The 25,201-nt window shown below is 60.6% G+C and carries 27 protein-coding genes; 12 read left to right on the forward strand and 15 right to left on the reverse strand.

What is annotated here, in order from left to right:
- Positions 1-158: 158 nt before the first annotated feature.
- The 7 genes from PMI02_RS20590 to PMI02_RS27350 all read right to left on the reverse strand — a co-directional run bounded on the left by PMI02_RS20590 (position 159) and on the right by PMI02_RS27350 (position 4,614).
- Positions 159-896 carry a Crp/Fnr family transcriptional regulator gene (locus PMI02_RS20590; protein ID WP_007686519.1) on the reverse strand — a complete coding sequence of 246 codons (738 nt, stop codon included), beginning with the start codon at positions 894-896 and terminating at the stop codon, positions 159-161.
- A 542-nt stretch (positions 897-1,438) separates the two neighbouring features.
- Positions 1,439-2,020 carry a UPF0149 family protein gene (locus PMI02_RS20595; RefSeq protein ID WP_007686520.1) on the reverse strand — a complete coding sequence of 194 codons (582 nt, stop codon included), beginning with the start codon at positions 2,018-2,020 and terminating at the stop codon, positions 1,439-1,441.
- The gene (locus PMI02_RS20600; RefSeq protein WP_369751245.1) at positions 2,017-3,147 is read right to left on the reverse strand and encodes an IS66 family transposase; all 1,131 of its coding nucleotides are present in this window, start codon (positions 3,145-3,147) and stop codon (positions 2,017-2,019) included. The genes PMI02_RS20595 and PMI02_RS20600 overlap by 4 nt, the downstream gene beginning before the upstream one ends.
- Complete coding sequence (locus PMI02_RS28435) at positions 3,063-3,524, reverse strand: IS66 family transposase zinc-finger binding domain-containing protein (protein WP_369751246.1); 462 nt, start codon at positions 3,522-3,524, stop codon at positions 3,063-3,065. The genes PMI02_RS20600 and PMI02_RS28435 overlap by 85 nt, the downstream gene beginning before the upstream one ends.
- Before the next feature lie 91 nt (positions 3,525-3,615).
- Positions 3,616-3,969: an IS66 family insertion sequence element accessory protein TnpB gene (gene tnpB, locus PMI02_RS20605; RefSeq protein ID WP_007686523.1), complete on the reverse strand. Its 354-nt coding sequence runs from the start codon at positions 3,967-3,969 to the stop codon at positions 3,616-3,618.
- Positions 3,966-4,370, reverse strand: a complete 405-nt coding sequence (locus tag PMI02_RS26025) for a transposase (RefSeq protein WP_007686524.1) — start codon at positions 4,368-4,370, stop codon at positions 3,966-3,968. The genes tnpB and PMI02_RS26025 overlap by 4 nt, the downstream gene beginning before the upstream one ends.
- A 97-nt stretch (positions 4,371-4,467) precedes the next feature.
- Complete coding sequence (locus tag PMI02_RS27350) at positions 4,468-4,614, reverse strand: hypothetical protein (RefSeq protein WP_157222621.1); 147 nt, start codon at positions 4,612-4,614, stop codon at positions 4,468-4,470.
- A gap of 482 nt (positions 4,615-5,096) precedes the next feature.
- Here PMI02_RS27350 and PMI02_RS20615 point away from each other — a divergent pair, with 482 nt between their 5' ends.
- The 7 genes from PMI02_RS20615 to PMI02_RS28045 all read left to right on the forward strand — a co-directional run bounded on the left by PMI02_RS20615 (position 5,097) and on the right by PMI02_RS28045 (position 15,326).
- Positions 5,097-6,539: a site-specific integrase gene (locus PMI02_RS20615; protein WP_007686525.1), complete on the forward strand. Its 1,443-nt coding sequence runs from the start codon at positions 5,097-5,099 to the stop codon at positions 6,537-6,539.
- On the forward strand, positions 6,536-7,813 hold the full coding sequence (locus PMI02_RS20620; protein WP_007686526.1) for a site-specific integrase: 1,278 nt from the start codon (positions 6,536-6,538) through the stop codon (positions 7,811-7,813). The genes PMI02_RS20615 and PMI02_RS20620 overlap by 4 nt, the downstream gene beginning before the upstream one ends.
- A gap of 405 nt (positions 7,814-8,218) precedes the next feature.
- Positions 8,219-11,599, forward strand: a complete 3,381-nt coding sequence (gene hsdR, locus PMI02_RS20625; RefSeq protein WP_007686527.1) for a type I restriction-modification system endonuclease — start codon at positions 8,219-8,221, stop codon at positions 11,597-11,599.
- On the forward strand, positions 11,600-13,066 hold the full coding sequence (locus PMI02_RS20630; RefSeq protein ID WP_007686528.1) for an N-6 DNA methylase: 1,467 nt from the start codon (positions 11,600-11,602) through the stop codon (positions 13,064-13,066).
- On the forward strand, positions 13,063-14,394 hold the full coding sequence (locus PMI02_RS20635) for a restriction endonuclease subunit S (RefSeq protein ID WP_007686529.1): 1,332 nt from the start codon (positions 13,063-13,065) through the stop codon (positions 14,392-14,394). Before PMI02_RS20630 ends, PMI02_RS20635 begins: the two co-directional genes overlap by 4 nt.
- Before the next feature lie 4 nt (positions 14,395-14,398).
- Entirely contained in the window at positions 14,399-14,884 is a 486-nt protein-coding gene (locus tag PMI02_RS28040) for a winged helix-turn-helix domain-containing protein (RefSeq protein ID WP_007686530.1), read from the forward strand.
- A 19-nt stretch (positions 14,885-14,903) separates the two neighbouring features.
- Complete coding sequence (locus PMI02_RS28045) at positions 14,904-15,326, forward strand: restriction endonuclease (RefSeq protein ID WP_238539128.1); 423 nt, start codon at positions 14,904-14,906, stop codon at positions 15,324-15,326.
- A 155-nt stretch (positions 15,327-15,481) separates the two neighbouring features.
- On the opposite strand, the gene PMI02_RS27355 is transcribed toward PMI02_RS28045, so the two are convergent.
- Entirely contained in the window at positions 15,482-16,312 is an 831-nt protein-coding gene (locus PMI02_RS27355) for a hypothetical protein (RefSeq protein WP_007686532.1), read from the reverse strand.
- A gap of 394 nt (positions 16,313-16,706) precedes the next feature.
- Between PMI02_RS27355 and PMI02_RS20650 the strand changes: the two genes are divergently transcribed.
- The 3 genes from PMI02_RS20650 (at position 16,707) to PMI02_RS20660 (ending at position 18,746) form a co-directional block, all read left to right on the forward strand.
- Positions 16,707-17,612, forward strand: a complete 906-nt coding sequence (locus tag PMI02_RS20650) for a LysR family transcriptional regulator (RefSeq protein ID WP_007686534.1) — start codon at positions 16,707-16,709, stop codon at positions 17,610-17,612.
- A gap of 116 nt (positions 17,613-17,728) precedes the next feature.
- Positions 17,729-18,205 (forward strand): nuclear transport factor 2 family protein, encoded by a 477-nt coding sequence (locus PMI02_RS20655; protein ID WP_007686536.1) that lies wholly within the window; start codon positions 17,729-17,731, stop codon positions 18,203-18,205.
- 97 nt (positions 18,206-18,302) lie between these two features.
- On the forward strand, positions 18,303-18,746 hold the full coding sequence (locus tag PMI02_RS20660; RefSeq protein WP_007686538.1) for a nuclear transport factor 2 family protein: 444 nt from the start codon (positions 18,303-18,305) through the stop codon (positions 18,744-18,746).
- Positions 18,747-18,799: 53 nt separating this feature from the next.
- Here the strand turns inward: PMI02_RS20660 and PMI02_RS20665 are convergent, their stop codons facing one another.
- From PMI02_RS20665 to PMI02_RS20680, 4 genes are read right to left on the reverse strand one after another with little or no spacing between them, the layout of a single operon-like run.
- Complete coding sequence (locus PMI02_RS20665) at positions 18,800-19,357, reverse strand: DNA-3-methyladenine glycosylase I (protein WP_007686540.1); 558 nt, start codon at positions 19,355-19,357, stop codon at positions 18,800-18,802.
- A 20-nt stretch (positions 19,358-19,377) separates the two neighbouring features.
- The gene (locus tag PMI02_RS20670; protein WP_007686542.1) at positions 19,378-20,367 is read right to left on the reverse strand and encodes a trans-acting enoyl reductase family protein; all 990 of its coding nucleotides are present in this window, start codon (positions 20,365-20,367) and stop codon (positions 19,378-19,380) included.
- Position 20,368: 1 nt separating this feature from the next.
- Positions 20,369-20,764, reverse strand: coding sequence for a VOC family protein (locus tag PMI02_RS20675; RefSeq protein ID WP_007686544.1), 396 nt, complete (start codon positions 20,762-20,764; stop codon positions 20,369-20,371).
- Between the two features lie 13 nt (positions 20,765-20,777).
- Positions 20,778-21,518 (reverse strand): SDR family NAD(P)-dependent oxidoreductase, encoded by a 741-nt coding sequence (locus PMI02_RS20680; protein ID WP_007686546.1) that lies wholly within the window; start codon positions 21,516-21,518, stop codon positions 20,778-20,780.
- Between the two features lie 131 nt (positions 21,519-21,649).
- Between PMI02_RS20680 and PMI02_RS20685 the strand changes: the two genes are divergently transcribed.
- Positions 21,650-22,528: an AraC family transcriptional regulator gene (locus tag PMI02_RS20685; protein WP_007686548.1), complete on the forward strand. Its 879-nt coding sequence runs from the start codon at positions 21,650-21,652 to the stop codon at positions 22,526-22,528.
- A gap of 112 nt (positions 22,529-22,640) precedes the next feature.
- Here PMI02_RS20685 and PMI02_RS20690 read toward each other — a convergent pair whose 3' ends face one another.
- From PMI02_RS20690 to PMI02_RS20700, 3 genes are all read right to left on the reverse strand, one after another.
- A complete protein-coding gene (locus PMI02_RS20690) occupies positions 22,641-23,012 on the reverse strand; it encodes a cupin domain-containing protein (protein WP_007686550.1) in 372 nt (123 codons plus the stop codon).
- A gap of 145 nt (positions 23,013-23,157) precedes the next feature.
- Positions 23,158-23,565, reverse strand: a complete 408-nt coding sequence (locus PMI02_RS20695; RefSeq protein ID WP_007686552.1) for a helix-turn-helix domain-containing protein — start codon at positions 23,563-23,565, stop codon at positions 23,158-23,160.
- Positions 23,566-23,618: 53 nt separating this feature from the next.
- Positions 23,619-24,233: a TetR/AcrR family transcriptional regulator gene (locus PMI02_RS20700; RefSeq protein ID WP_007686554.1), complete on the reverse strand. Its 615-nt coding sequence runs from the start codon at positions 24,231-24,233 to the stop codon at positions 23,619-23,621.
- A gap of 140 nt (positions 24,234-24,373) precedes the next feature.
- Between PMI02_RS20700 and PMI02_RS20705 the strand changes: the two genes are divergently transcribed.
- Positions 24,374-25,114 (forward strand): SDR family NAD(P)-dependent oxidoreductase, encoded by a 741-nt coding sequence (locus PMI02_RS20705; RefSeq protein ID WP_007686556.1) that lies wholly within the window; start codon positions 24,374-24,376, stop codon positions 25,112-25,114.
- Positions 25,115-25,201 lie beyond the last annotated feature (87 nt).

The raw sequence follows: 25,201 nt of genomic DNA on the forward strand, positions 1-25,201 counted from the left end.
CCAAAGACGCGGCAATTCGGAACCGCGCGGAAGAGACGCTTGCGGCGATGATCGCCGCCGCACTTGCCGAGGCTGATGCGCCTCCGGTGAGCTGATTGTCCGACTTGCTATGGGCAAGATACTGACGACGTTCGAAGGGTAGCGCTCCACGCTGGAAATCACGCCGGTTCGATGCGGTCCAAGTGTAGATATCGGCTATCAAAATCACCAATACGTGCCAGCTGTGCGAAATCAAGGATACGGACCGACCGTTTATCCCGCTCTATCAGTCCGGCCTCACTTAACATCCGGAGCATACGGTTGACGTGCACGTTGGTGAGCGCCAGCGCATCCGCCAGCTGATCCTGGGTCATCGGCAAGTCATACCCTGAAGAGTCCGCTAGGCCGGCAACCTTCAGACGGAGAGCAAACTCGCACAAGAGGTGCGCTGTGCGAGCCCGAGCGTCACGGCGCCCAACGTTGAGCATCCATTCCCGAAAAATGGCCGCATCCACCAAGGTCTCGTACCACATGGCCTGTCCGACGTGTGGACGATCTGCTGCGATCGCCCGAATGGCCAAGCTCGGAATAAGCGCTACTTCAACAGGGGTCATCGTTTGAACATTATGGTCGGCGCGGCGAAGGATCGAGTTATGTAGGTCGACTACATCGCCCTTCATATGGATGGAGAATATCTGCCGCCCTCCATTGCCAGCGACCTTATGCCTATAGGCGTATCCCGAGAGCAGGAGGCAGGAGTGGGTCGGCATTTCATCTTCGCGAACAATGAAATCGTGCGCACGCAGTTCTTTGACGGTGTGTGGAAGGGAAAGAACCGCCGCCTGATCGGAAGCATCCAAAGGCAGCCAAAGCAGAAGTTTGTCCAGCATCGGCTGCAGTTTCGAGGAGAAGGACATTCACGCTCCGTTCTCTGACGGGAGCGCATCGCATCTCTCAGCCATCGGCGGCCAGGAAAGGGCCGGTGGTGCATTAGCTCATAACAGCAAATCGAGCATTCAACCAGATTATAATCTTATGTTTTTAATCTATTTTAATTCCGCCTTGAATCAATCGTCAGTCAGGTAGTAGAATGCCCCGTCAGCAGGAGCTTAAGAAGCTGGGCCCTGCCAAATTTCGGGATATGAATTTCTACCGCTTTGTCAGGTTGCACAGCGAACCGAATCCGCTTCAGCGCGCCGTAGCAATCCGGCGAGGGGTGAATCGATCTCGAACATTGCAATTCTTGCGCGCGGTACAAAGATGCCTTGGCCCGAGATAACGGACTTGTCTAACGCTCGGCGCGAACCAATCAGGCCATCGAACAGGCGGGCACCAAAACTACCCCAAAGAGACAGCGATAATGTGGTTAATATCTGCACGAATGGGCGGAGTACAACATAGTGATGTAGGTTGTAACCGCTGATCCGACCCCACGCATTTGTGCGACCGGTAGGTGTTGTCAGGCCGCTGGGGTCATGCGCGCGAAGGCGCACTGGTCATGGATCAGCGAGATGATTTGCGGGACCATGCGCCACGTATCGGCAAGTGCTAGATTGGCGCTCGGATCACCCAGTTGTTCGATCCATGACGGGCCACCTGTAATTGTGCTGTGGCCAAGCAGTGCCGCGAGTGGGTAGCCGAACTCCGGGGCGGCGATGAAGGGCTTCCATGCCTCCATGTCCAGGTGCATGGCCGTGAAGAACCCGTTGGCGAAGTCCTCGAGCAGCACCTCGCCTTCCTCGGTGCGCAGGTAGATCGGGGCGTAGGCCTCGGGCTTCTCGGCAAGCTCGATGCAGATGCGGTTGTAACGTTTGAGGATCGTCCGCCGCGCAGGCGCCGAACGGGCGCTTTGAGTGTGGTCGCGCAGGATGCTCTTGATCCATACGTCGGGGTCAATGACGCTGGGGCCTGCGGCGACTGCGGCCAGGAAGCCATCGATCGATGAGACGCCAGCTACGGGGGGATCAAGCTCGTCGAGCCATATCTCGAGCTGTTCGAGCGAGAGGATCCGGCCCTGCGATGTGCGACGTTTGAAGTTCATGCCGCCAGAGCCTTTACCTGCTCTGCCGCCGGCCGCCAGTTCCAGGCGAACAAACTATCGAGCTCGTTGATCTTCACAGCGCCGGTGACGATGCGCTTCAGCACGTCATTCAGCCAGGTATAGGGATCTAGGCCGTTGACGCGAGCGGTCTGGAGAAGGGATGCAATGACAGCCCATGTCTGGGCTCCGTCCTCACTGCCAGCGAAGAGACTGGACTTACGGCCCTGGGCCACATTTCTCATGCCGCGCTCGACGGTGTTGGTATCGACCTCGATCCGGCCGTCTTCCAGGAACAGGGTTAGCCCCTTCCAGTGGTTGAGCGTGTAGCGCATCGCTTTGGCCAGATCGGACTTCGGCGACAGACCTGGAAGCATGGTGTCGATCTGCGCCTTGATCTTTGCCATGACGTCGGCGGTTTCGGCGAGACGAGTCTGGAGGCGCTGTGTGGCGGTGCCTTTGCGCACACGCGCTTCGACCGCGTAGACCTTACCGATCAGGGCGATGATCGCCGCTGCCACCGGCGAAGGCGATTTGCGGTAGGCATCGACGAACTTGCGCCGGGCATGGGCAAGACAGAAGGCGAGTGTGATCTTGCCTCGGCCCGGACCACTGCGCACAAGCGCCTTGTAGGCACCATAGCCGTCGACCTGGATAACGCCCTGGTAGCGGGCGAGTTGTTCGAACGCCTCGGCATGCCGCCGTCCGCGAGCATGGATATACACCACTGCCGGATGGGCCGGGCCTGACCACGGTCCGTCATCACAAGCGTGCGCCCAGAACTGTGTCGTGCGGGTTCGTCTTCGCCCTTTTTCGAGGACCGGCATGCGGGTCTCATCGCAGAAGATCCGGGACTGGCTGTGGATGTAGGCAAGCAGGCGATCATAGAGCGCCTTCACCCACCATGCGATCTTACGCATCCAGCGGCTCGGTAATGCCCGGTCGAGGATGACGCCCTGGCCTGCGAGCATCTGCAACTGCCGATTGAGCGGGATCGACCAGGCGGAGCGCGCCATCGCCATCCAGGCTAGCGTCGAGGTAGTGACTATCGAGCCCGGGATCGCGCGGCGCGGTGCCGGCGCCTGAACGACGCCCTCCCGGCATTCCTGGCAGGCATAACGAGGACGCACTGTGCGGATGACGCGAACGAGGCCGGGATCCAGTCGAGTGCTTCGCTGGCATCTTCGCCAATCCTGTGGAGTTTGCCGGCACAGCAGAGGCAATCCAGCGTGTCGGGATCGATCACGCGCTCGATATGGGCCGGCAGTGCCATCACGCCTCGCTTGCGCCGTGGGCGAGCGGCGGCAGGCTTGTCTTCGGCGTCGCCATCGTCGTTAGCTGCGGCAGCCGGCGTGGTTACGAGGTCGCCGAGATCAAGAATTCCCTGGTCGCCCAGGATCGCGCTGGCGCGTTCCGAACGGCTGCCGAAGGCCTGATGGGCCATGCCTTTGAGCAGCGCGCGCAGCTGGGCGTTTTCTGCCTGGAGCTCACGCACCAGAGCCGCCATTTGCTCCATATCTTCAAGCAGAGCGTCGGCTTGGGCGGGCATGGCTGACTATACCACACCGGCTCTTTGCCGCTACAGAAAACCGCAGATATCAGCCAAAAATTAGGGGTCTTCGCGCTTCCTGCGATGGCAATTTCTTCCAGTCCAGACCCGACAACAATGCCGTGCATTGCGGCCCGCTCAGGACCATCGTGCCTCCTTGCATGGGTGGCCAGTAAAACCTCCAACGGTCGAGCCATTTCGTCGCCATAACCGCGCCTGACCCGTCATGACGGAGCAACTTCACCTTATCCGCGCCCTTGTTGCGGAACACGAACACATCGCCCGCACACGCATCATGCCCAAGCACGTGCGTCACCAGTCCCATCAAGCGGTTAATCCCAGCTCTGAAGTCGACCGGCTGTGTCGCCACGAAGATCCGTACGCTTCCGTCGATCGGGATCATTCCCGGATCGCCGCCGGTACCGCGCGCAGGTGGTCCATCTCAACCGCGCCCCGGATCCGAACCGTCACATCGCGAACGATCAGTTCCAGCCCGGCGCCTTCGCATCGCTCCTCCCGGACAACCGTTACCGGCACAAACCGCATTTCCTCAACCGCGCCCGCCGCGCGTGCATGTCGCCGCCAGTAGTGCAGTAGGCCCAGGCCGACGCCGTTCTCGCGAGCAACCTGCGACACCGTCACGTCAGGAGCAAAACTCTCCGCGACAATGCGGTCATGTTCTTCATCAGGCCATCGTTCGTAGCGTCGGCGCGCCGGCGTCAAACTCTCGATCAAACGCCACGCCGCACTGTGCGACGCACAGGTCAAACCGCCGTTTGACCCTGCATCAATTTCATCCGACATTGCCCGATCTCCTCATCGTCTCGGGCAAGCTTAACCATCAGCAAGCTCTCGGAATACGTGGGGCGGGTGCAGCGGTTACGATGCACAGCCGAGACGACTAGAGGAGATCGCTCGGCTCGAAAGAGCGGAGCGATCGCGTCTCGCCAAGCTGGAGGCGGATCGAATCGAGTTCCTCGAGCAGAAGCTCCTGCAGGTTGAAGAGCGAGACCGCCTCGCCGCCTTCGTTGCTTGTTTCGCGGGTCAAACCGACTACCCAGATGATGAACGTTACCGAGAGTTCAAGAGCTGGGTTCAGCGACGCTTGGCCGGCATGAACGCCCGTCTTTTATCCGACGCAATCGCGCGCGAATTGAGCGCCGTTGAAGCCTTCACGCCGGCGTCCGCTGGGGCCGTGAGAATGGCTCGGATACGCAATCCTGGTAACGTTCTGATCGCTGCCTGAGGCGCCGAGCGCGGCATATGATCGGGGACGAGTTGAGGTTGCAATCCGACCGTGATCTTCAGGCGTCGAGTTAAGCTGCGCCACGTTCAAATCGAACAAAGCGGTGGCCGTCGCGAGTTGTCGGCTTTGCCGATCCAGCGGGCGTTGTCACGCCTCCAAGCCCACCATACCCTGCGACCTCTTTGGGTCGAGATCGCCTAACAATCACATTTCCTGAGGCGGCTTCCAGGACGAAGCTCTGCTCCTATGCTCGTGATGGCTATTTGGTCCCCAAATCGGATCAGATGCAGAACAACGATTTTGCGGCGCTGCCCTCGTGGTCTGAACTGGCGCGCTCTCCAGCGCGCCTAAGCTCCTCACTGGACATGGTAATTCAATCTGAGGGCACGCCGGAGATCGCCCCTCAAGCGGCTCGCAAAAAGTCCCTCATTGACATGCACACCCTACACGGCAAAGCCGTCGAAAAAGCATTCAAAAACAATAGCAGACGGAAATTTAAGAATGCGATTCCGATAGACAGATCGCCACCTGACAATGGCGGATTGGGGACCGCAGATCCCTCCCGGATCGAGAATCGCGGCCCCAGCGAAAAGCTCGACGGGAATGTCGCTCGCCGCCGGCCGCCAAAAGTCGAGACCATCGTATGGGACAGCGAACTGCCGGCCTTTGGCTTGCGCTTGCGTCCCAGCGGCCACAAAAGCTGGATCGTGCGCTTTCGGGAGCGTGGGGTGCAACGGTTTCGCACCCTTGGCAGCACTGCCAGGATGTCGGTCCACGAGGCGCGAAGCGAGGTTGTCAAAATCCTGCGCGGGCTCGCGCTGGACGGCCTGCCCCAAAAGCCCGCGCGGCGAGCGCAAGACGAGCTGACGTTCGAGCAGTTCGCGCCGGATTTCATCCGCTGCTGTAGCGGGCGCTGGAAGCCCAGCACCACGACGCGCAATCGCAGGGCGGTCAGCCGGGACATCCTGCCGTTCTTCGGAGCGCTTAGCGTCGCGCGCGCGGAGCCGAGCGATGTCGCAAGGTGGCGCGACGCCATGGCTGGTCAACCGGCCGCCTTCAATCGTGCCGTCCCGGTCCTGTCGGCGATGTTCCAGCAGGCGGAAGTGATGGGCCATCGCCGGCGCGGATCGAACCCTTGCAAAGGCGTGGCGCGATACAAGCGCAAGCTCCCCGAGCGGTATCTCAGTCCCGCCGAGTATCGCAGCCTCGCCGCGGCTTTGCGAGATGGGGAGAGAGAGTTCCCCGAGGCCGTCCAGATCATCCGCCTGCTGATCTATACGGGGGCACGTCGCGGTGAGATTGCCAGTCTGCGCTGGGAATGGGTGAAGCCCCCACGCATCTTCCTCCCCGACAGCAAGACCGGGGCCAAGGTCATATACCTCAACGCGCCCGCCGTGGCGTTACTGGCCGACTTGCGCGGTGATCGGACCCATGGCCTGATCTTCGCATCGGCACGCAGGCCCGATCATCCGTGCAACCCTGCGGGCGGCTGGATCAGGATCCGTGAGCGTGCCGGGCTGAGCGACGTGCGCATCCACGACCTGAGGCATAGTTTTGCTTCCGTCGCTATCCGCGAAGGGTATTCCCTGACAGTGATCGGCAAGCTCCTGGGTCATGCGCTGCCGGAAACGACCGCGCGATATGCGCACCTCGCGGATGATTTGGTTTCCGAAGCGGCTTCACGGATATGCGCATCAATCGCGGAAAAGATGGGGTTCGTCGCATGAACGCGCTCACCCTCAACGCGATCGTCGCGCAGGAAATGGCCATGTCGAGCCTGCCAACTCTGCACGTCGCCGAGACCGTTCGCGCCTCCAGGCATACCGCATGGGCCAGCGAGCTACCGGGTTTTGGGCTGCGCAGATATGCAAGTGGCAAGCGCGTCTTTCTGGTGCAGGCCCGGATGGGCGGAAGGTCCAGAACCGTTACCATCGGCGACGCGAAGGTCGTTTCGCGCGCGCAGGCGCTCGACGTGGCTCGCCGAGTGCTGTTGCGGGCCCAGACTGGCGACGATCCCGCCGAGGTCAGACAGAGGACGCGGCGTACCCCGCTTTATGAATCTTTCCTGCAGGAATTCTGGACCAAGGTCTCGCCGCACTGGAAGGCGTCCACCAGGAACCGCAACTCCTACTATCGCAAGCATCTGGAGGTGGCGTTCCCACGACGGTTTCTGGACGGGATCGCGCCGGGTGACGTGGCCGGCTGGTTCGCGGACATCACAGCCAGTTCCGGCCCGGGCGCTGCAAACCGGGCGCTGGAATTGCTGCGCACCCTGTTCAACAAGGCGGAGACATGGGGTGTGCTGCCGCCGGGCTCCAACCCGTGCGAGGGGATCAAGCGGAACCGGCTGCGTAAGCACGAATGCCTGCTCTCGGCGGACGAACTGGCACGGTTCGGACGGGCGCTGGCAGACTTGGCGGCGGCCGCGCCGATGCACGCGGCGGCCATCACGTTGATCGCGCTCACCGGATGTCGGAAGGGCGAGATCAGCGCCCTCGACTGGAGTGAAGTGAAAGGCCGCCGCTTGCTGCTTCACGACGCGAAGACCGGCCCGAGGACAGTCTGGATCGGCATCGAGGCAGCAGTTCTGCTGTCCCGGCTGCCCCGCCACCCCGAAATGTCGTGGGTGTTCTGGAACGGTGAGCAACAACTAAAGCCGTACCAGCTGGACAAAGCGTACTACCGTGTCCGATCGTTCGCCGGACTGGAGCACGTGCGGATGCATGACCTGCGGCACAGCTTCGCAAGCCATGCGGCTGTGATGTCCGAGACGCTACCGATGATTGGCAAGCTGTTGGGGCATTCCTCACTGCAGATGACGGCCCGCTATGCGCATCTCTACGACGATGCCGTCGTCCAGGCAAACGAGGGCATCGGCGCGTTGTTGGTCCATATGATGGGTGAGAGTCCGGCCGCTATGGGGAGGGCAGGTGAGGGGGCAACGCTGCGGTGTGGTAGGGGTCTTGGGCACGCACCTTCAAGGGGGCAGGGCGACGATTAACGCCCCTCCTATCGCAAGGTTCAGTAGCACGCTTAGCTCCCATTGCGAAGGGTGGCCCCGCTGCAGTGAGGAATCTTTCGTACGCTAAAAAGCAAGGGCATCGGCTATCGCGCATTGCCGAGCGGTATAAGTCGCGGAAGTGGAGGCGACGGCGGCGTTTGCAGCAGCGACGCGTTTTTTCGCGATCGATGCTCGGTGACTTGCGCTCCAGAAGGGGGGATTTCGGGAGCGCATACCGCGGTTCGCGGATGCATCGGCAGCACCCGATTTGGCCGTTTTCAGACTGTCCGACACAGCCGCTAAGGGCTAAATATGCTGCCGGCCTGAGATATAATTTGATCTGCCTGCGACATTTTGCGAACTCCGACGGAGACTAAGCCACCGGACTTTTGGCGGATAGGGGGAATGGTGGACTCGCTGAATTTCGACTTCCTTGAGGCCCATGATAAGCAGTTGGTGACGTTGGGAGGGCTGGCGGAACGTTATTTCTCAAGCGATCCTTCAACCGCCATCGTCAAGCTCCGCCAGTTCGCTGAATTGATGGCGAAGATGGTCGCAGCGCATCATGCTGTTTATCGTGATGAGCGTGAGACATTTGAAGAAACGCTGCGCCGACTGTCATATGATCGCCTGATCCCCAGGGAAGCCGCCGATATCTTCCATGCCTTGCGAAAAGCGGGCAACAGCGCCGTGCATGAAGCAAAGGGCAATCATTCCACTGCCCTGATGGCGCTGAAATTCGCTTGGTCGCTCGGCATTTGGTTTCATCGCACCTATGGCCGTGCTGCCAATTTCCAGTCCGGTGCTTTCGTCCCGCCGCGCCAACCTGTTGATGCGGCGGTTGCCCTGCGCGAAGAGATTGAAAAGCTCAGGCAGAAGGTGGCGGAAACAGAAGGCGATGCGGCCCGCGCCCGACTTGAAGCAGAAGAACAGGCCCACGCGCGCGAGGCCGTAGAAGAGAGATTGGCGCGCGAAGCCGAGGAGCGAGCCACCTGGGAGAAAATCGCCCAAGACATTGATGCCGAAAAGGCCGAAGTCACAAGCAAGCTCGCTGCTCTTCAAGCCGAAGCCGAAGCTGTACCTCGCGCTGAGGCTGCTCAATTGGTCGAGCGCGGTGAAAAGGCTGCGGTAAAGATCGACCTCGACGAAGAGGAAACCCGTGCGCTCATCGACCAGCAATTGCGCGATCGTGGATGGGCAGTTGATACCCGCAACCTTCGATACAGCAACGGCGTTCGCCCTGCCAAGGGTCGCAACCTCGCCATCGCTGAATGGCCGACCGCAAACGGCCCCGCCGATTACGCCCTGTTCGCTGGCACGACTCTGATCGGCGTCGTGGAGGCGAAGCGGCGCCGGAAGAATGTATCGGCCGCGATCGACCAGGCTGAGCGCTATTCGACCAGCATAAAAGACAGCGCCGATTTCAGCTATGCCGGTGGGCCATGGGGCGAACACAAGGTGCCATTTGTGTTCAGCGCGAATGGTCGATCCTATCTCAAGCAGATTGAGACGGAGAGCGGCATCTGGTTCCGCGATACCCGCCGCGCAGCAAACCATCGCCGTGCCTTGGTGGACTGGCCGACGCCGGAAGGCCTCACCGGACAGCTTGATGTCGATCAGGATGCAGCGGATGCCGCGCTCAAGGCGCAGCCATTCGAATTCGGTTTTCCGCTTCGTCATTATCAGGAAAGTGCAATCCGCTCGGTAGAGGCGGCATTATCGGCTGAGCAGCGCGCCGTCCTAGTCGCGATGGCGACCGGCACTGGAAAGACCAAGCTCGCTATCGCCATGCTGTACCGCTTACTGTCGGCCAAACGGTTCCGGCGCATCTGCTTCGTTGTCGATCGCAGCGCGCTTGGCGACCAGACAGAGGGCGAATTTTCGACCACCAAGGTCGTGTCCGGCAAGACATTCGCCGAAATCTTCGGCCTCAAGGGCTTGGGTGTCGTAACCCCGGACGTGGAAACCAAAGTTCACATCTGCACGATCCAGGGCTTGGTGAAACGAGTGCTGTTTGCTGCCGATTCCTCATCCGTGCCTCCTGTCGATCAGTATGACCTCATGGTCATCGATGAATGCCATCGCGGCTATCTGCTCGATCGGGAAATGTCCGACGCCGAGCTGAGCTTCCGGGGGCAGGACGATTATATTTCGAAATATCGGCGCGTGCTGGACTATTTCGACGCGGTGAAGATCGGCCTGACGGCTACGCCTGCGCTGCATACCACGGATATTTTCGGCGATCCGGTCTTCACCTATCCATATCGCGAGGCGGTGGTTGATGGGTTCCTGATCGACCATGAACCGCCGATCCGCATCGAAACTGCCCTGGCGCGGTCCGGCATCAAGTTCGATAAGGACGAAGAGCTTGAACTGTTAAACACCCGGACCGGCGAAGTCGATCTAGCCCACGCACCGGACGAAATCCATTTCGAAGTCGAGGCATTCAACCGACAGGTCATTACGCCGGAGTTCAACCGCGTCGTGGCGGAGGAACTGGCGCGGCACATCGACCCCGCGCTACCCGGCAAGACGCTGATTTTCGCCGCCACCGATGCCCATGCGGATATGGTGGTCAGTGCCATCAAGGCTGCTTTCGCCGAGAAATATGGCGAGATTGACGATGCCGCCGTGAAGAAAATCACCGGCAGCGTGGACAAGGTGAAGAACTGGATTCGCTCGTTCCGCAACGATGCCTATCCGCAAATCGTCGTGACGGTCGATCTGCTCACCACCGGCATCGACGTGCCGAAAGTCACGAACCTCGTGTTCCTGCGTCGGGTGAACAGCCGCATTCTGTATGAACAGATGATCGGCCGCGCGACGCGTCAGTGTCCGGAAATAGGCAAGGAGGTTTTCCGGATCTTCGACGCCGTGGACCTCTATCCCCATCTCCAGAACATGACCGACATGAAGCCCGTCGTCGTCAATCCCTCGATCAGCTTCGCCCAACTCGTCCGGGAAATGACAGAGGCGCAGAACGACGAGCAGCGGGAGGCCATTCGCGAACAGCTCGCCGTGAAGCTCCGCCGCCGGATCAAGAAGCTGACGGATGAGGCAAGGCAGCAGTTCGAGGCCGCTGCGGGCGAAACGCCGGAGGGGATGCTGCAACGGGTCATGTCCGGCGATGCACCGGGCCTTGCCGCCTGGCTGAAGGACCGCGCTGCGATCGGCCCCATTCTCGACTGGCAGGCTGATGGCGATAAACCCGGCTATGTCCCGATTTCAAAGCACGCGGATCAGGTTGTCGATGTGTCACGCGGCTATGGCAGTGCAGCGAAGCCGGAGGATTTTCTGGTCAGCTTTGCCGCTTTCGTTCGCGACAACATCAACACGATCGCCGCGCTAAAGCTTGTCGTGCAGCGTCCCCGCGATCTGACCCGCGCCGATCTTAAGGAACTGCGCCTTGCCTTGGACTCCAGGGGCTTTTCCGACGCCAATTTGCGCCGTGCCTGGGCGGATGCCCGTAATGAGGAAATTGCCGCCTCGGTCATCGGCTTCGTCCGTCAGGCCGCGTTGGGCGATGCCCTCATCCCCTATGAAGACCGCGTACGGGATGCCATGCGCGCGATCATGGCGAGCCGCGTATGGACCGACCCGCAGAAGCGCTGGCTCAAGCGGATCGGCGACCAGATTGAAAAAGAGATCGTGGTCGACCGCGCCGCCATCGACAAGGAGCCGTTCATCGCCGATGGCGGGTTCAATCGCCTGAACAAGGTGTTCGGCGGGGAGCTCGAAAGCATCCTTGCCGGGATCAACGAAGAATTGTGGAAGAAGAGCGCGTAAATGAGCACCACCACCGATATCGTCGCCAAGCTCTGGGGCCTGTGCAACGTACTGCGCGACGATGGCGTCACCTATAACGAATATGTGACAGAGCTGACCTACCTGCTGTTCCTCAAAATGCTGGAGGAAACCGGCAAGGAAGAACGGCTGCCGGAAGACTGGCGCTGGGGGCTGCTCGCCAAGCGGGAAGGCATGGAGCAGCTCGATTATTACAAGGCGATGCTGCTCGAACTCGGCAAGGCGAAGGATGCGCTGGTCAGCGCCATTTTCATCGATGCACAGACCCGCCTGCGCAAGCCAACCAACCTCAAGGCGCTGACCGCCAACATCGATCAGCTCGACTGGTTCTCCGCCCGTGAAGAGGGGCTGGGCAACCTTTATGAAGGCTTGCTCGAAAAGAACGCGGCCGACAAGAAATCCGGCGCCGGGCAATATTTCACACCGCGTCCGCTGATCGACTGCATCGTGCGCCTGATGCAGCCGCAGCCGGGGGAAGTGATCCAGGATCCGGCAGGCGGAACGGCGGGGTTCCTCGTCGCCGCCGACCGCTACATCAAAGACCACACCGACGATCTCTACACGCTGACCGAACAGCAGGCCTTCTTTCAGCGGCACAACGCCTTTTCCGGCGCGGAACTTGTGCCGGACACCCATCGCCTGAGCATGATGAACCTGCTGCTGCACGGCATCGAAGGCGGCATGGAGAATATCGACACGCTCTCCCCCGATGGTGAGGCGCTGCCCAAGGCCAATCTGATTCTGACCAATCCGCCATTCGGCACCAAAAAGGGCGGGGGGCGTCCGACCCGATCCGATTTCTCGATCACGGCGGATACGTCGAACAAACAACTTGCCTTCGTCGAACATATCGTACGCGCACTGGCCCCCGGCGGGCGCGCGGCCGTGGTCATCCCTGATAATGTGCTGTTCGAGGATAATACCGGCCGCCGCCTGCGCACCTGGCTGATGGGGTTGTGCGACCTGCACACCATCCTGCGCCTGCCGACGGGCATATTCTATGCGCAGGGCGTCAAGACCAACGTGCTGTTCTTCCGACGCGGCGAGAGCGACAAGGGCAACACCAGGGCGGTTTGGGTCTATGACATGCGGGCGAATGCTCCTGCCTATGGCAAGACCCGCCCGCTGTCCGTTGCCGACTTTGCGGATTTCGAGGCTGCCTATGGTGCTGACGCCAATGGCGGGGCCGCGCGGAAGGATCAGGGTGAGGACAGCCGCTGGCGCAAGTTCGAGCGTGCCGCCATCACCGGCCGCAACGACAACCTCGACATAAGCTGGCTTCGCGATACCGAAGCGGAGGCCGAAGAGGCACTGACCGAGCCGGAAGACATTGCCGCCGCGATTATCGGCCATCTGAAAGCGGCGCTGGAAGAAATTGAAACGCTGTCGGACGAACTGGAGCCGGACAGCGTTGAGGAGGCTGCTACTGCCGTGGAGGCGGCGGAATGAGCGATTTGCCAGAAGGTTGGGCCGGTACAACTATCGGCGAAATCTGCGACTTGGTGAACGGGAAAGCGTTCAAACCCTCCGACTGGTCCGCAGCGGGGCTGCCCATTGTCCGTATCCAAAACCTGAACAGGCCCGACACTAAGTTTAATCACTTCGACGGTGCGGTAGGCGAGCGGTTCCTGATCGAAGACGGTGATCTGCTTTTTGCGTGGTCGGGCACTCCCGGCACATCGTTCGGTGCTCACATCTGGAATGGCCCGAAGGCCGTTCTCAACCAGCATATTTTCAACGTTCGCTTTGATCGAAATGCCATCGATCGAAACTTCTTGCGCCATGCGATCAACCAAACGCTAGATGAGCAAATTGCAAAGGCACATGGCGGGGTGGGGCTTCGTCACGTCACTAAGGGGAAGTTTGAGGAAACGGGGGTTCCGATCCCGCCATTCGCCGAACAGCGGCGGATCGTGGCGAAGATCGACAGCCTCACCGGCAAATCCAGACGCGCCCGCGACCATCTCGATCACATCCCCCGCCTCGTCGAGAAATACAAACAAGCCATCCTTGCCGCTGCCTTCAGGGGCGATTTGACGCGTGAATGGCGGAGTCAAGTCTCAAAGGGCGAGATGGCATGGGAAACCCACGAATTGGGCAATATTGCCGACATTGGGACTGGGGCAACGCCGAAACGTGGGCGGGCTGCTTATTTTGAGGGCGGAACGATTGCATGGGTGACTAGTGGTGCCGTCAATCAGGGTATTGTCATGCATGCAGACGAATACATAACGCCTGCGGCAATACGGGAAACTAATTGCAAGGTATATCCTGCAGGAACTCTGCTTATGGCAATGTACGGTGAAGGCAAGACGCGAGGAAAAGTAGCATCACTCGGAATCGAAGCCGCAACGAACCAAGCACTAGCCTCAATAAAAGTTCATCCCCAAGGCCCGGCTGAAACAAATTTCGTTCTCTGGTATTTGCGGAGCCAATACCTCAATCTTAGAGAGCAGGCAGCGGGAGGAGTTCAGCCCAACCTCAATCTCGGCATCATCAAACGGACTTCCATTGGCTTACCTTCGTCGTCGGAGCAAAAAGAGATCGTCCGTCGCATTGAAGCGGCCTTTACCTGGATCGAGCGTCTCACCGTAGACGCCACTAGCGCCCACAAGCTGATCAATCGCCTGGACCAATCAGTGCTGGCTAAGGCCTTTAGGGGACAACTCGTGCCGCAAGATCCAGCCGACGAACCCGCAACTGCCTTGCTCGAACGGATCCGGGCGGAGCGTGCCGCCGCACCGAAGGCCAAGCGCGGCCGCAAAATGGCTGCCTGATCCCATGGCCATTCCCGATTATCAGACATTGATGCTGCCGGTCCTGCGCCTCGCCGCCACTGGAGAACAGCGCGTCGCCGATGCCGCCAAACGCATCGCCGACGATCTCGGCCTCAGCCCCGACGAACGTGAAGAAATGCTGCCCAGCGGACGGCAACGTCTGCTTCACAACCGCATCCATTGGGCAAAATTCTACATGTCCAAAGCAGGTCTTGTCACCTCGCCAAAGCGGGCCCGTTTCATCGCGACCGATGCGGGGCGGGCGCTGCTGGCGTCCAATCCCGCGCGCATCGGCGTCAACGAGCTGAAGGACTATGTGGACTTCCGCGAATTTTATAGTGGGCAGAAATCCGCTGATGACGATGCCGCGCCTGCTGCCATCCCCCCGTCAGCCGAAACCGGCACCCCAGAGGAGCAGATTGAGGCGGCCTATCAAGCCGTGCAATCGGCGCCTCCGCGCGGAACTGCTGGAACGCATCATCCAAAATAGCCCGACTTTCTTCGAGCAATTGATCGTCGATCTGCTAATCGCCATGGGCTATGGCGGATCGCACAAGAACGCGGCCACCCAGCTCGGCCGTTCGGGCGATGGCGGCGTGGATGGCGTCATCAACGAGGACAGGCTGGGGCTTGACCGGGTCTATGTCCAGGCTAAACGCTATGCCGACACGACAGTCGGCCGCCCCGATGTGCAGGCCTTCGTCGGCAGCCTGGTCGGCCATGGTGCCACCAAGGGCGTGTTCGTCACCACCTCCACCTTCAGCAGCCAAGCGCGCGATTACGTCAAACACCTCGCCCAGCGCATCATTCTGATCGACGGGGACGGTCTCACCGACTTGATGATCGAATATGGCGTAGGCGTCCGGGTAAGCCGCAGGATCGAGTTCAAGCGGCTCGACGAGGATTTCTTCACTGAAGATATCGCTCTTTAGGAAACGCTAAAAAGGGCCATCGACTATTGTGCTGCGAATGGCCAGTTGTCCTACACCCGGCACTTGATATCCTCGTTCGCGACGTCCATGGCCACATTGCTCACGAAATTCTGATGGCGCTGGGCCTTTCGCCCGAGCTTCTGATATGGTATATCCTACGGCAGTCCCGGTGACACATATGTTCGGATAGCGCTCCAACGCTTCCCGTAGATTTCCCTCGCTTTCACTTCATACAGTGGCCCGCCTGCCGTGTGAACGATCATGCAACTCAGCACTTCGAACCGGAATTGCGGAAGCACAATGATTTCCTGCTGCCAACGCATATCGTATAGTGGGTTAGGTGCGGTGACCCAGCCAGCCCAGAGCAGGCTCGCGGCCTTCGTCGGATCGAGCTCAATTTCCAACAGGATACCAGCAGGCATCGAAACTTTACGAAAATTTTGATGATACTGTTTCCAAGCGAAATGGAGCGGAACAAAATTATCATTCAAGGTGCAAGACTTAGGCAAATCCCATGTGACGATCTGCCCAACCCTATAAGTTGCATGAACCGATCTCAACTCGATTGCCTCACCGCGATAGATATGCGCCGGAGGAGTGGAAAACGAGTGACGGGGCTGTCGCAACTGATCGGACGACAGCTTAACCTTCTTCGCAAACCGGAGGGCAATTGCTTCAAGCGAAGCTGTACTTGTGGTTAAATTCGTCTGAGCTTTGTAATAATCACGTCGCGTTTTGAACTCGGTGCAAAACGCATCTAGCGCCCCTCGGCGATCCTCGTCGGACATGAATGGAACAATCTTTCCATTATTCTCTGTCCAGAATGATATCGCATTTTTCAATTCAGGGCTGTAACCTGCAACTTCTGCGACCAGAGCAGTAGCCAGATAGGGAGGTGCACCCAAAACCTTTGCTTCCGCAGAGGCTCCACTTGGCCCCAAATTCGGAAAGAGGTTGGTCAGAGTCGAAAAGGGTCTTAATGCCATGGCGGTGCTTTAGGCGCGCCGGACCGCCAAAGGCAAGTCGATCAGTACGGTGGATCGACGCCAATGGAGGCTGCTTGAACATGCGATATCTATTTTCGTCTCAATGACTTAGCCCATAGGCTGTCGGATCCTAAAGGCAAATCCACATCCTGCCCTGTCCTAGACCATGGCGCCAAGCTGCGACCCATTGCAGACTCTCAGCATCCAATTTTTGATCGCCAGCTGCTGACGGTCTGCTTTTCCGGCGGCTGTCAACCAGTTTAGGTTCCGATACCACTGCGGGATATCGGCTCATGTCGGAAACGGTCATCCACGAGCTGCATAAAAAGCGGCTAACATTGCGGTGGACGTAAAACTGCATCACGCATATCATTCCCGTTAGGAATGTACGATTATGGACCGCCTCGCGACTTTTCAGCTTCTAATCCGCATCGTTGAGCTGGGTAGTTTTACGCGCGCCGCGCAGGAACTGGGCATGGGCCAGCCTGCCGTCAGCAAGCAGGTGGCGGCGCTAGAGGGTTACTTGGGCGCGCGGCTATTTGAGCGAACGTCACGCGGCCTGAAGCCCACCGCTGCCGGGCTCGACTTGTACCACGCATCGGTGCGACTCCTGGCCGATCTTGAAGAGACGGAAAGCCGGGTGCGAGCAGGTAGCTCTGGCCCGGCCGGCCTGGTTAGAGTGGCCACCCCGCCAGTCCTGGGGCGGATGTATATTGTCCCTCGCCTGCCCGACTTTCTGTCGCAATTTCCCCAGATCACGGTGGAATTCTCGGTAGCGCAGCGACCGGTGGATCTCGTTTTAGAGGGGATAGACGTGGCATTGCGGGTTGGCCCCCTCAAAACCTCGAGCCTCGTCGTGCGCAGGATCGGCAGCATGCAGATGCTGACTGTCGCGACCCCTGCCTATCTCGATGCTCGCGGCATTCCGCATCACCCGCATGACCTTAGTGGTCACAGCCTGATCGCCGGCCAGACGGATGGCGCGATCCACGATTGGCATTTCAGGGACGGTGAGGCCGCCATCTCGGTCACGCCTGCCGGCGCCGTCCGTTCGGACGACGGAGAGGATCTGAGGGCGTCGGTACTTGCGGGGCTCGGGATCCTGCAGGGACCATCCGCGCTCCTTCGCGCCGACCTCGAGGCGGGAACGGTGGTCCAGGTACTGGACAAATTCGTGCCCGAGCCAGTGCCGGTACATCTGGTAAGCACTGGTGGTCGCAAGATGCCTCAGCGCGTGAGGGTATTCATCGATTTCCTTGCTGCGACATTTGCCGCCGATCCTGGTCTTGCATCCCGATAGCGCCGAAACATTCCCATCAGGAATGTCATCTAGTCGCGCGACGTGCCTACCCAACCATCTCCACGCGCATAGATACGGCTGACCTCGCGAATGCGATTGATCAGAAAGGAACCGTCATGGCGACCATGAACACCACTACTGCCACCGCAACGGCTGGCGACAAGCTCGCGGTGGTCGAAGCCCTATACCGCTTTGCCGCGGGCATTGACTTGAGGGACAACGTGCTGCTGGCGTCGGCATTCGCAGTTGACGCGGTATCGGATTTTCGTCCGGCCGCCGCCAAGGCGGGCTTCGATTATCCCGTTATTGAAGGGCGGGACACGATCGTCGCCAGCCTGTCGGGCTCGCTTGGAGGTCTGGATACCACGCACTCGGTCAGCAATCCCCGTGTCAGCATCGATGGTGACAAGGCGCGCCTGGACGCTCTCGTCGAAGCGCAGCATGTGCCGTCCAACGACGCATCGCGGCACTATCTGATGAAGAACCGGTATGATGTCGAACTGGTCCGGCAGGACGACGTCTGGCTCATCCAGCGGATGACGATCGATAATGTCTGGCGCTCGGGCGACCTGGGCGTACTCGGGTCGATCTGACCGGACGGCGCAGGTCGCTGTCGCAAGGCGGCGACCTGCGCCGCGCTCGTGCCGGCGGCAAACCGCCAGAGGCGCCCCACGCAGCAACGAGGATGATATGCACAAACAAGACGTTACGGTGGACATCCTGGAGATCCAGGCGCTGAAGGCGCGCTATGTGCGGGCAGCGGATATGAAGGACTGGGCGGCTTTGCGCACCTGCCTTGCCGATGATTTTCGCTGCATCGTCAAAGGTGCTCCGCGCACCTCGGCAAATGCCGCCGATACCTATGAGGTGACAAGTGCGGACGAATTCGTGCTGAATGCGCAAGGCATGACCTCCCAGATTGAGGCCATTCATCAACTCTCGCTGCCGGAAATCACCGTAACGGAGGAAGGGACCGCAAACGGCATCTGGGTGCTTCATGATTACCTAATTGCGCCGCACTGCATCTTCCGGGGTTGGGGCCACTATCATGACGCGTATGTCAGGATTGGTGGCCGGTGGAAAATACAGAGCAGCCTCGTCACGCGGATGAGAGTGGAGGAAACTTGGCTATGACGGCTGTGCATTGGACGTGGCGATGACGTGAACGATCGGCGACGGAGGAGCGCTCAGTCTCCTGTCTCTTGCCTGCGGAAGCAAGCCGCTTCATGGGCGTTGATGAGGCCCACGGCTTGCATCCAGGCATAGACGATCGTCGGGCCGACGAACTTGAAGCCGCGCGCCTTCAGCGCTTTCGAGATCGTTGCGGACAGTTCGGTCTGCGTGGCGTAGACATCTCCCCGGATCGGAGCGCCTGAAACAAACGACCAGCAATAGCGTGAAAAGTCTTCCCCGCTGTCCTGCATTTCGTTGAAGATGCGAGCGCCGCGAATGGTGGCCTCGATCTTCGCGCGGGCGCGGACGATGCCGGGATCGGCCATTAACCTCTCGATGTCCTGGGCATCGAAGGCCGCGACGCGGCGGGGATCGAAACCCGCGAACGCTTTTCGGAATGCTTCGCGCTTGCGCAGGATGATCTGCCACGAGAGCCCAGCCTGGAACCCTTCGAGCATCAGAGTCTCCCACAAAATCCGTGGATCGTGCTCGGGCACGCCCCACTCGGTATCGTGGTAGAGCTGCATGAGCGGGTCTGAACCCGCCCAGGCGCATCGATGCTGGCTTTCCATGGCTGAACTCTCCGTATTGCTTACAGGTCGATGATGGTCGTGTCGGCGATGGTCTCGGCGAAGCCATCGCCGAACAGCCCGGCAGGCGTCTGGAAACCCGTGCGCGCCTCACCGCCCAGGACGCGGCGCGCGGCTTCTGCCGCAGCGATCGTCGTGAAGGTATAGCCGTTGACCGTATCCAGCACCGATCGGACGACCTTGCCGTCCTGTCCCGTCACTTCGACCGCCGCATGATAGCGATCGCGCTCGCGCTGTTCGAGGGTGGGCCCATCCGGCATGGCAGCCAGATCGCCTTCCGGGAACGCACCATCGGTCACGTGCACGAAGGTTTCGATGTCCGGAATGCCGGTGTCGCGCCAGATCGTGATGAGATCGGGCAGGGTCACCGGGAACGATGTTGCCGGACCGCTGCCGAAATCGAAATCTCGGACCTCTTCGGGGCTGCGTGCGGCCAGTGCGCCCTCGACACGGTGCAGCGTTTGCGTCGTCAGGTTCTCGCTGGCACTGACTGCCGACCCGCGCGAAAATCCGCCGGCAACGTGCAGCGCAATGCTGAGCTTGACCGGCACGGCGACCCGCCGGGCGGCGTGGCCGGCCAGCGAACCAAGCATCGCGACGCTACCGCCGCTTCCGGGCAGCAGCATCACGCCAGCAGCCCTGGCTTCGTCGTCCAGCGTCTCGGCCAATCGGTAGCTGTCGAGTTCCGCCGCGATGTCGAGATAGTGGACCCCGGCCGCGATGCATGCACGCATCAGCGGTTCCGCCGTGCGCATGAAGGGGCCAGCACAGTTCAGCAGCGCGCCGATCCCTGCGAGCGCGGCACCGGCGGCGGGTACATCGTCGGTGGCGAACAGGCGGTAGCTCACCCCAAGGTCCGCAGCCAGGACAGCCAGCCTGGGTTCGTCCTGCGGCCTGCCGGCAATCACGAAATCCAGTCCGAGAGCACTGGCGTTGGCGGACGCCATGCGACCGGTGTAGCCAGCTGCGCCATAGATCATCAGTTTCGTCATGTCAGTGCTGCCAATTCTTGTACGTGAATTCGAGGCTGTATCCGTCAGGATCCAGCACATTCGCGGCGTAATATCGAGGATCGTAGTGAAGGCGGGCGCCCGGCGGACCGTTGCCCGTCGCTCCAGCGGCAATTGCAGCGGCATAGGCTGCATCGACCTCGGCCCGCGAGTTTGCGACAAAGCCGACGTGCGCCGCGCCGCCCTGGACGATGCCGGGCCGCAGCCAGAAGAAGATCCTGTTGTTCTTGCCGAAACCCTTCAGGTCTGGATGCCCCGGCGGACCATCCTTGCCGTCGTAATCGACGCGCTGGGTAATCCCGAGCGGCGTCAGCGCCGCCGTGTAGAAGGCGATCGAGCGATCCAGATCGCTTACCGATATGAAAACGTGATCGAGCATGGAGCGCGTCCTTTCAGATGATGTAACCGCCGGCTATCTCGATCGACTGCGCATTGATCCAGCGGCTGTCGTCGGACAGCAGGCTGGCAATGGCCCCGCCAACGTCATCGGGCTCGCCGACCCGGCCCAGCGCGGTCTGCGATGCGAGCAGGGCTTCGAACTCGTCGTTCAGCCCACCACCCAGATCGGTACGGATCGGCCCCGGCGCGACGGAATTGGCGCGGATGCCACGATCGCCGAATTCCTTGGCCATGTAGCGGGTCAGAACCTCCAGCCCGCCCTTGAAGCTGGCATAGGGCGCCACGCCCGCAGTCGCTACACGCGATGTCGCGCTCGCAACGTTCACGATGTGGGCACCATCGGCCATCAGTGGCAGCAAGGTCTGGGTGAGGAAGAACGGCCCCTTGAGGTGCACGGCGAACAGCCCGTCGAACTCCTGCTCGGTCACCGTCGCGATCGGATTGAACAGGCCGAACCCCGCATTGTTGACGAGCCCGTCGAAATCGGCACGTCCCCAGGCTGCGAGCGCTTTACTGACATCGTCGCGAAAAGCGGGGAAGGACGCCGTGTCGGCCACGTCGAGCTTGAGAGCGACAGCCCGGCCACCTCCAGCCTCGATCCGTGCAACGACCGCGTCGGCGGATTGCGGGTTGCTGTTGTAGGTAAGGATAACGGCCATGCCCTTGCTGGCACAAAGCCGAGCCGTGCTGGCGCCGATGCCCCGGCTTCCGCCCGTGATGATGATGGTCTGCATGTAGGCCTCCTCGTTCTGCCGGCCTTCGAGCTACACCGATGCGACAAGCCTCGCTCCCACGATCCTCTTCGATCCATGCCTATTCCTGCTTTTGGCTTGGCCGAGGAGCAGCGTCGTGGGATGACGACCCCATGAACTCATACCTTACCGAATTGCGCCGACTTGCCGCCCATGCGGAAAATCGCCGTACCGAAACCGGCATTCCGCGCGTCGCCATGGTGCAGGGGGCTATTCCCGAGCATGAACTGGCCGCCGTCTATGACCCGATGATCAATGTCATTCTGACCGGCTCGAAGACCATGACTGTGGGGAACCGCACGCTGCAGTATGATCCCGCCACCTATTTCGTGATGTCGGTCGACCTTCCGGCGGTCGGTTCGGTTCATCCTTCGGATGACGGGGCTCCATACCTTGCGCTGAGTCTGACGCTCGAGCCCAAGATCGTCGGGAGCCTGCTTGCCGATCTGCCCAAACCTGCCGGCGGTGAATTGTACAGCCCAGGCTTCTCAGTCGCCCCGGTGACGGACGAACTGCTGGATGCCTGGGTCCGGATGCTGCGCCTGATGGAAAGGCCGGCCGACATCGCCGCGCTGGCCCCTGCGTATGAGCGGGAACTGCTGTATCGCGTGTTGCAGGGGCCACATGGCTGGATGCTGCGCGACATCGCGGCGCCCGGCACCGCGCTGTCGCGGGTCGGCGGCACGATCCAGTGGATCAGGGAGAACTTCACCAGACCATTGCGGGTAGAAGCGCTGGCGGCGATGGCCGCGCTGAGTGTCTCGGCGTTCCACCGTCACTTCAAAGCCGTAACCGCGCTGAGCCCCCTGCAATATCAGAAGCGGATCCGCCTGTTGCACGCCCGCTCGCTGCTGATCGCCGGCGAGGGCAATGCAACGTCCGTCGCGTTCGGCGTCGGCTATGAAAGCGCGACACAGTTCAGTCGCGAATACTCCCGCTTCTTCGGCATGCCGCCATCGAAGGATGCCCTGCATATCTCGCGGGCGCGTTAGGCCGTTGCCTGGCACATGAGCCTTCGCCCCCTCGCCCCATCCGCGGCGCACAAGGGAGCGAGATACACGCCGCGCGCCCGCGACGTATATCGGCAGACGATGGGCGAGGCGTTCAGGCGTTCGATATCCAGGGGCCTTCGCCATGCACATGCACGACCGTCTCTTCGTCGGACCAGGCGAAATGTGGCATGCCGGGCGGGATCGCTACGACACCGCCGGCATGCACCGCAACGCCCTTCGATCTGTCAAAGGTATCGCCTATACCGACATGGAGCGTGCCGGAGATCACCGTGTTGCGGTCGACGAATGGCGCCTTGTGGGCATGAGGCCGGGTTTCCATTCCTGCGCCAAATCGGACCCGTGCCAGAAACGGGCCGGGGGAGAAGATGCTGCCTTCTACATCGACATATTGCACCCCCGGCGCGTGGGGGAAGTCCTTCCACGCGACCGCTTCGAAAGTCTCGATGATGAGTTCGCCAGTCATGCTGATTTGATCCTGCTTTAACCGCCCCGATTGGGCGCCGTTTGACAGGAACGAAGGTGGTGAGTGACTGATATCCCGCAAGAACGCACCGGCTTGTTCGTCAGGAACACCAATGTTCGTGGTGAGCGAACCTCGCAGCATCCGATCAATCGGAGCGGTCGTCGAACCCGCTACGCGCAACCTCGATCGTGGGGCGGTGCGCCTGCGCCCAGCCCATCAGGGTATCGAGCGGTGAAACCAGGGATCGACCCATGGGGCTCAACTCATATTCGACTTTCGGCGGGATGGTCGCAAAGGCGCGGCGCTCGACCATGCCATCACGCTCGAGACCACGCAGCGTTCGGGTCAGCATTCTATGGGAAATCCCGCCGATCGCCCGCTGGATGGCGTTGAACCTCGTAGGCCCTTTCGCCAGGACGCCGACGACCATCACGGTCCATTTATCGCCGATCCGGTCGAGCACCTCGAGAAGCGCATGGCAGCCCGAGTGGTCCTCGCCATCCGATAACGACGAGATTTCAACCGCCCGCGTTTCGGTTTTCAGGGTGGACATGGGCGCTCTTTCAAAGAGGTGTCGGCCACAGGGCCTGGTCGGGGCAAAGGTGGCTACGCGGCCGATGGCCCCGGCCCGAATTCCGCTTCGAGAGTGCGGCCGGCCGTGCGGGCACAGTTCACCAACTGCTCTTCCGAATTCTTCAGGCAGGCATAGGAAGAAAGGCCGCGAACGATCATCAGCACATAGTCGGTGATCCGCTGCGTTTCGGTGGGAGGCGCATGTTCGGCGACGTAATCCCGGATAACGTCGGTGCATCCTTTTGCCAGCGCGGAGGCAATTTCGCGGGCCTGCGGGTCGTCCGCCTGCATGGCCTCGGTGACCATGCACCCCAATCGATTGGGCTCGTTCGTGTAAATTCGGGCGGCTGCGACCAGCAGTTCGGTCAGCGCTTCGGCGGGCGCCCGCCCGGGTCTCAGATATGCGGCCGCCTTGAGCGAATCCATGCTTTTGTATCGCTGCAACGCCCGGTCAAACAACGCGAGTTTGCTGCCATAGGCGGCGTACAGGCTCGGCGTGTTGATATCGAGCGCCTGCGTCAGGTCGGCGACGCTCACGGCGTCATATCCACGGGCATGGAAGAGGGCCTGGGCGATCTCCACGCCCTTTTCCCGATCGAAAGCAGGCCTGCGTGGCCGCCGTGTGATGGTCAGCACCTGATCTTCCATGGCGGATATATAGGGGAAGCTACAAGCAATCTCAAGAACCGACAGATTGAGAATATAGGGATCCCTATAAACTTCTTGCGGCGTTCGTTTCGAAGTTTATAGGGATTGCTACAAAGTGCCATCCGGTCAGGAAGATGCCCATGTCCTTCAATCAGAAAATCGTTGTCATAACAGGTGGATCGTCGGGGATCGGCTATGCCACCGCGCAAGAATTCGCATCACAAGGCGCGCGAGTCGTCATCACCGGGCGCGATCGCGCCAAGCTCGACAAGGCAGTCGAAACGCTGGGTGAAAACGTCACCGGCGTTCAGGCGGACCTCTCCATCGTCGGCGATATCGACGGAATTTACGATATCGTGAAAACCGCGCATGGCAGGATCGACCTGCTGGTTGCCAATGCGGGTGCCGGCGAGATCGTACCCCTCGCCGCGATTACCGAGGAGCATTTCGACCGGGCCTTCGATGGCAACGTGAAAGGCGTTGTGTTCACCGTCCAGAAGGCGCTCCCACTCATGGAAGAAGGCAGTTCCGTCGTGATCATCGGCTCGTCGTCGACGATCACGCCGGGTGCCGGGCTCAGCGTCTACGGCGGCACCAAGGCCGCGCTTCGCGCGATGGTGCGCAGCTGGATCCTCGACATCACGGGATCGGGAATCCGCATCAACATGCTCAGTCCCGGGCCGGTCGACACCCGGTCGCTACGCGCGTTCTTCGGCGACGCCGCCGAAGCAGGCTTGGCCTATCTAGCCGACCTCAGCCCCCTCGGTCGCATCGCACAGCCGGAAGAGATCGCCCGTGCCGTTGCATTCCTGGGAAGCGATGCCGCGAGCTTCATCAACGGCGCCGAACTGTTCGCAGACGGTGGCATCGCGCAGATCTAGCACTTCGCGCTTCCGGGCGAGCGTCGGCGGAAAGCATCTCCATCGCTCGACGAGCACAGTGCGGCCCCCTCACATGGGGACAATCGT

Origin of the sequence: Novosphingobium sp. AP12 (genome assembly GCF_000281975.1) — a bacterium.
Lineage (GTDB): Bacteria > Pseudomonadota > Alphaproteobacteria > Sphingomonadales > Sphingomonadaceae > Novosphingobium.

Coding starts and splice junctions, on each gene's coding strand:
- PMI02_RS20680 (WP_007686546.1), bottom strand. CDS start 21,518: ATGCAGACCATCATCATCACGGGCGGAAGCCGGGGCATCGGCGCCAGC.
- PMI02_RS28435 (WP_369751246.1), bottom strand. CDS start 3,524: ATGGCGGCTCTGGTGCGTGAGCTCCAGGCAGAAAACGCCCAGCTGCGC.
- PMI02_RS20630 (WP_007686528.1), top strand. CDS start 11,600: ATGAGCACCACCACCGATATCGTCGCCAAGCTCTGGGGCCTGTGCAAC.
- PMI02_RS20700 (WP_007686554.1), bottom strand. CDS start 24,233: ATGGAAGATCAGGTGCTGACCATCACACGGCGGCCACGCAGGCCTGCT.
- PMI02_RS27355 (WP_007686532.1), bottom strand. CDS start 16,312: ATGGCATTAAGACCCTTTTCGACTCTGACCAACCTCTTTCCGAATTTG.
- PMI02_RS20620 (WP_007686526.1), top strand. CDS start 6,536: ATGAACGCGCTCACCCTCAACGCGATCGTCGCGCAGGAAATGGCCATG.
- PMI02_RS28040 (WP_007686530.1), top strand. CDS start 14,399: ATGGCCATTCCCGATTATCAGACATTGATGCTGCCGGTCCTGCGCCTC.
- PMI02_RS26025 (WP_007686524.1), bottom strand. CDS start 4,370: ATGTCGGATGAAATTGATGCAGGGTCAAACGGCGGTTTGACCTGTGCG.
- PMI02_RS20615 (WP_007686525.1), top strand. CDS start 5,097: ATGCAGAACAACGATTTTGCGGCGCTGCCCTCGTGGTCTGAACTGGCG.
- PMI02_RS20590 (WP_007686519.1), bottom strand. CDS start 896: ATGTCCTTCTCCTCGAAACTGCAGCCGATGCTGGACAAACTTCTGCTT.
- PMI02_RS20655 (WP_007686536.1), top strand. CDS start 17,729: ATGGCGACCATGAACACCACTACTGCCACCGCAACGGCTGGCGACAAG.
- PMI02_RS20690 (WP_007686550.1), bottom strand. CDS start 23,012: ATGACTGGCGAACTCATCATCGAGACTTTCGAAGCGGTCGCGTGGAAG.
- PMI02_RS20670 (WP_007686542.1), bottom strand. CDS start 20,367: ATGACGAAACTGATGATCTATGGCGCAGCTGGCTACACCGGTCGCATG.
- PMI02_RS20660 (WP_007686538.1), top strand. CDS start 18,303: ATGCACAAACAAGACGTTACGGTGGACATCCTGGAGATCCAGGCGCTG.
- tnpB (WP_007686523.1), bottom strand. CDS start 3,969: ATGATCCCGATCGACGGAAGCGTACGGATCTTCGTGGCGACACAGCCG.
- PMI02_RS20650 (WP_007686534.1), top strand. CDS start 16,707: ATGGACCGCCTCGCGACTTTTCAGCTTCTAATCCGCATCGTTGAGCTG.
- PMI02_RS20675 (WP_007686544.1), bottom strand. CDS start 20,764: ATGCTCGATCACGTTTTCATATCGGTAAGCGATCTGGATCGCTCGATC.
- PMI02_RS20685 (WP_007686548.1), top strand. CDS start 21,650: ATGAACTCATACCTTACCGAATTGCGCCGACTTGCCGCCCATGCGGAA.
- PMI02_RS20635 (WP_007686529.1), top strand. CDS start 13,063: ATGAGCGATTTGCCAGAAGGTTGGGCCGGTACAACTATCGGCGAAATC.
- PMI02_RS20665 (WP_007686540.1), bottom strand. CDS start 19,357: ATGGAAAGCCAGCATCGATGCGCCTGGGCGGGTTCAGACCCGCTCATG.
- hsdR (WP_007686527.1), top strand. CDS start 8,219: ATGGTGGACTCGCTGAATTTCGACTTCCTTGAGGCCCATGATAAGCAG.
- PMI02_RS20595 (WP_007686520.1), bottom strand. CDS start 2,020: ATGAACTTCAAACGTCGCACATCGCAGGGCCGGATCCTCTCGCTCGAA.
- PMI02_RS20705 (WP_007686556.1), top strand. CDS start 24,374: ATGTCCTTCAATCAGAAAATCGTTGTCATAACAGGTGGATCGTCGGGG.
- PMI02_RS20695 (WP_007686552.1), bottom strand. CDS start 23,565: ATGTCCACCCTGAAAACCGAAACGCGGGCGGTTGAAATCTCGTCGTTA.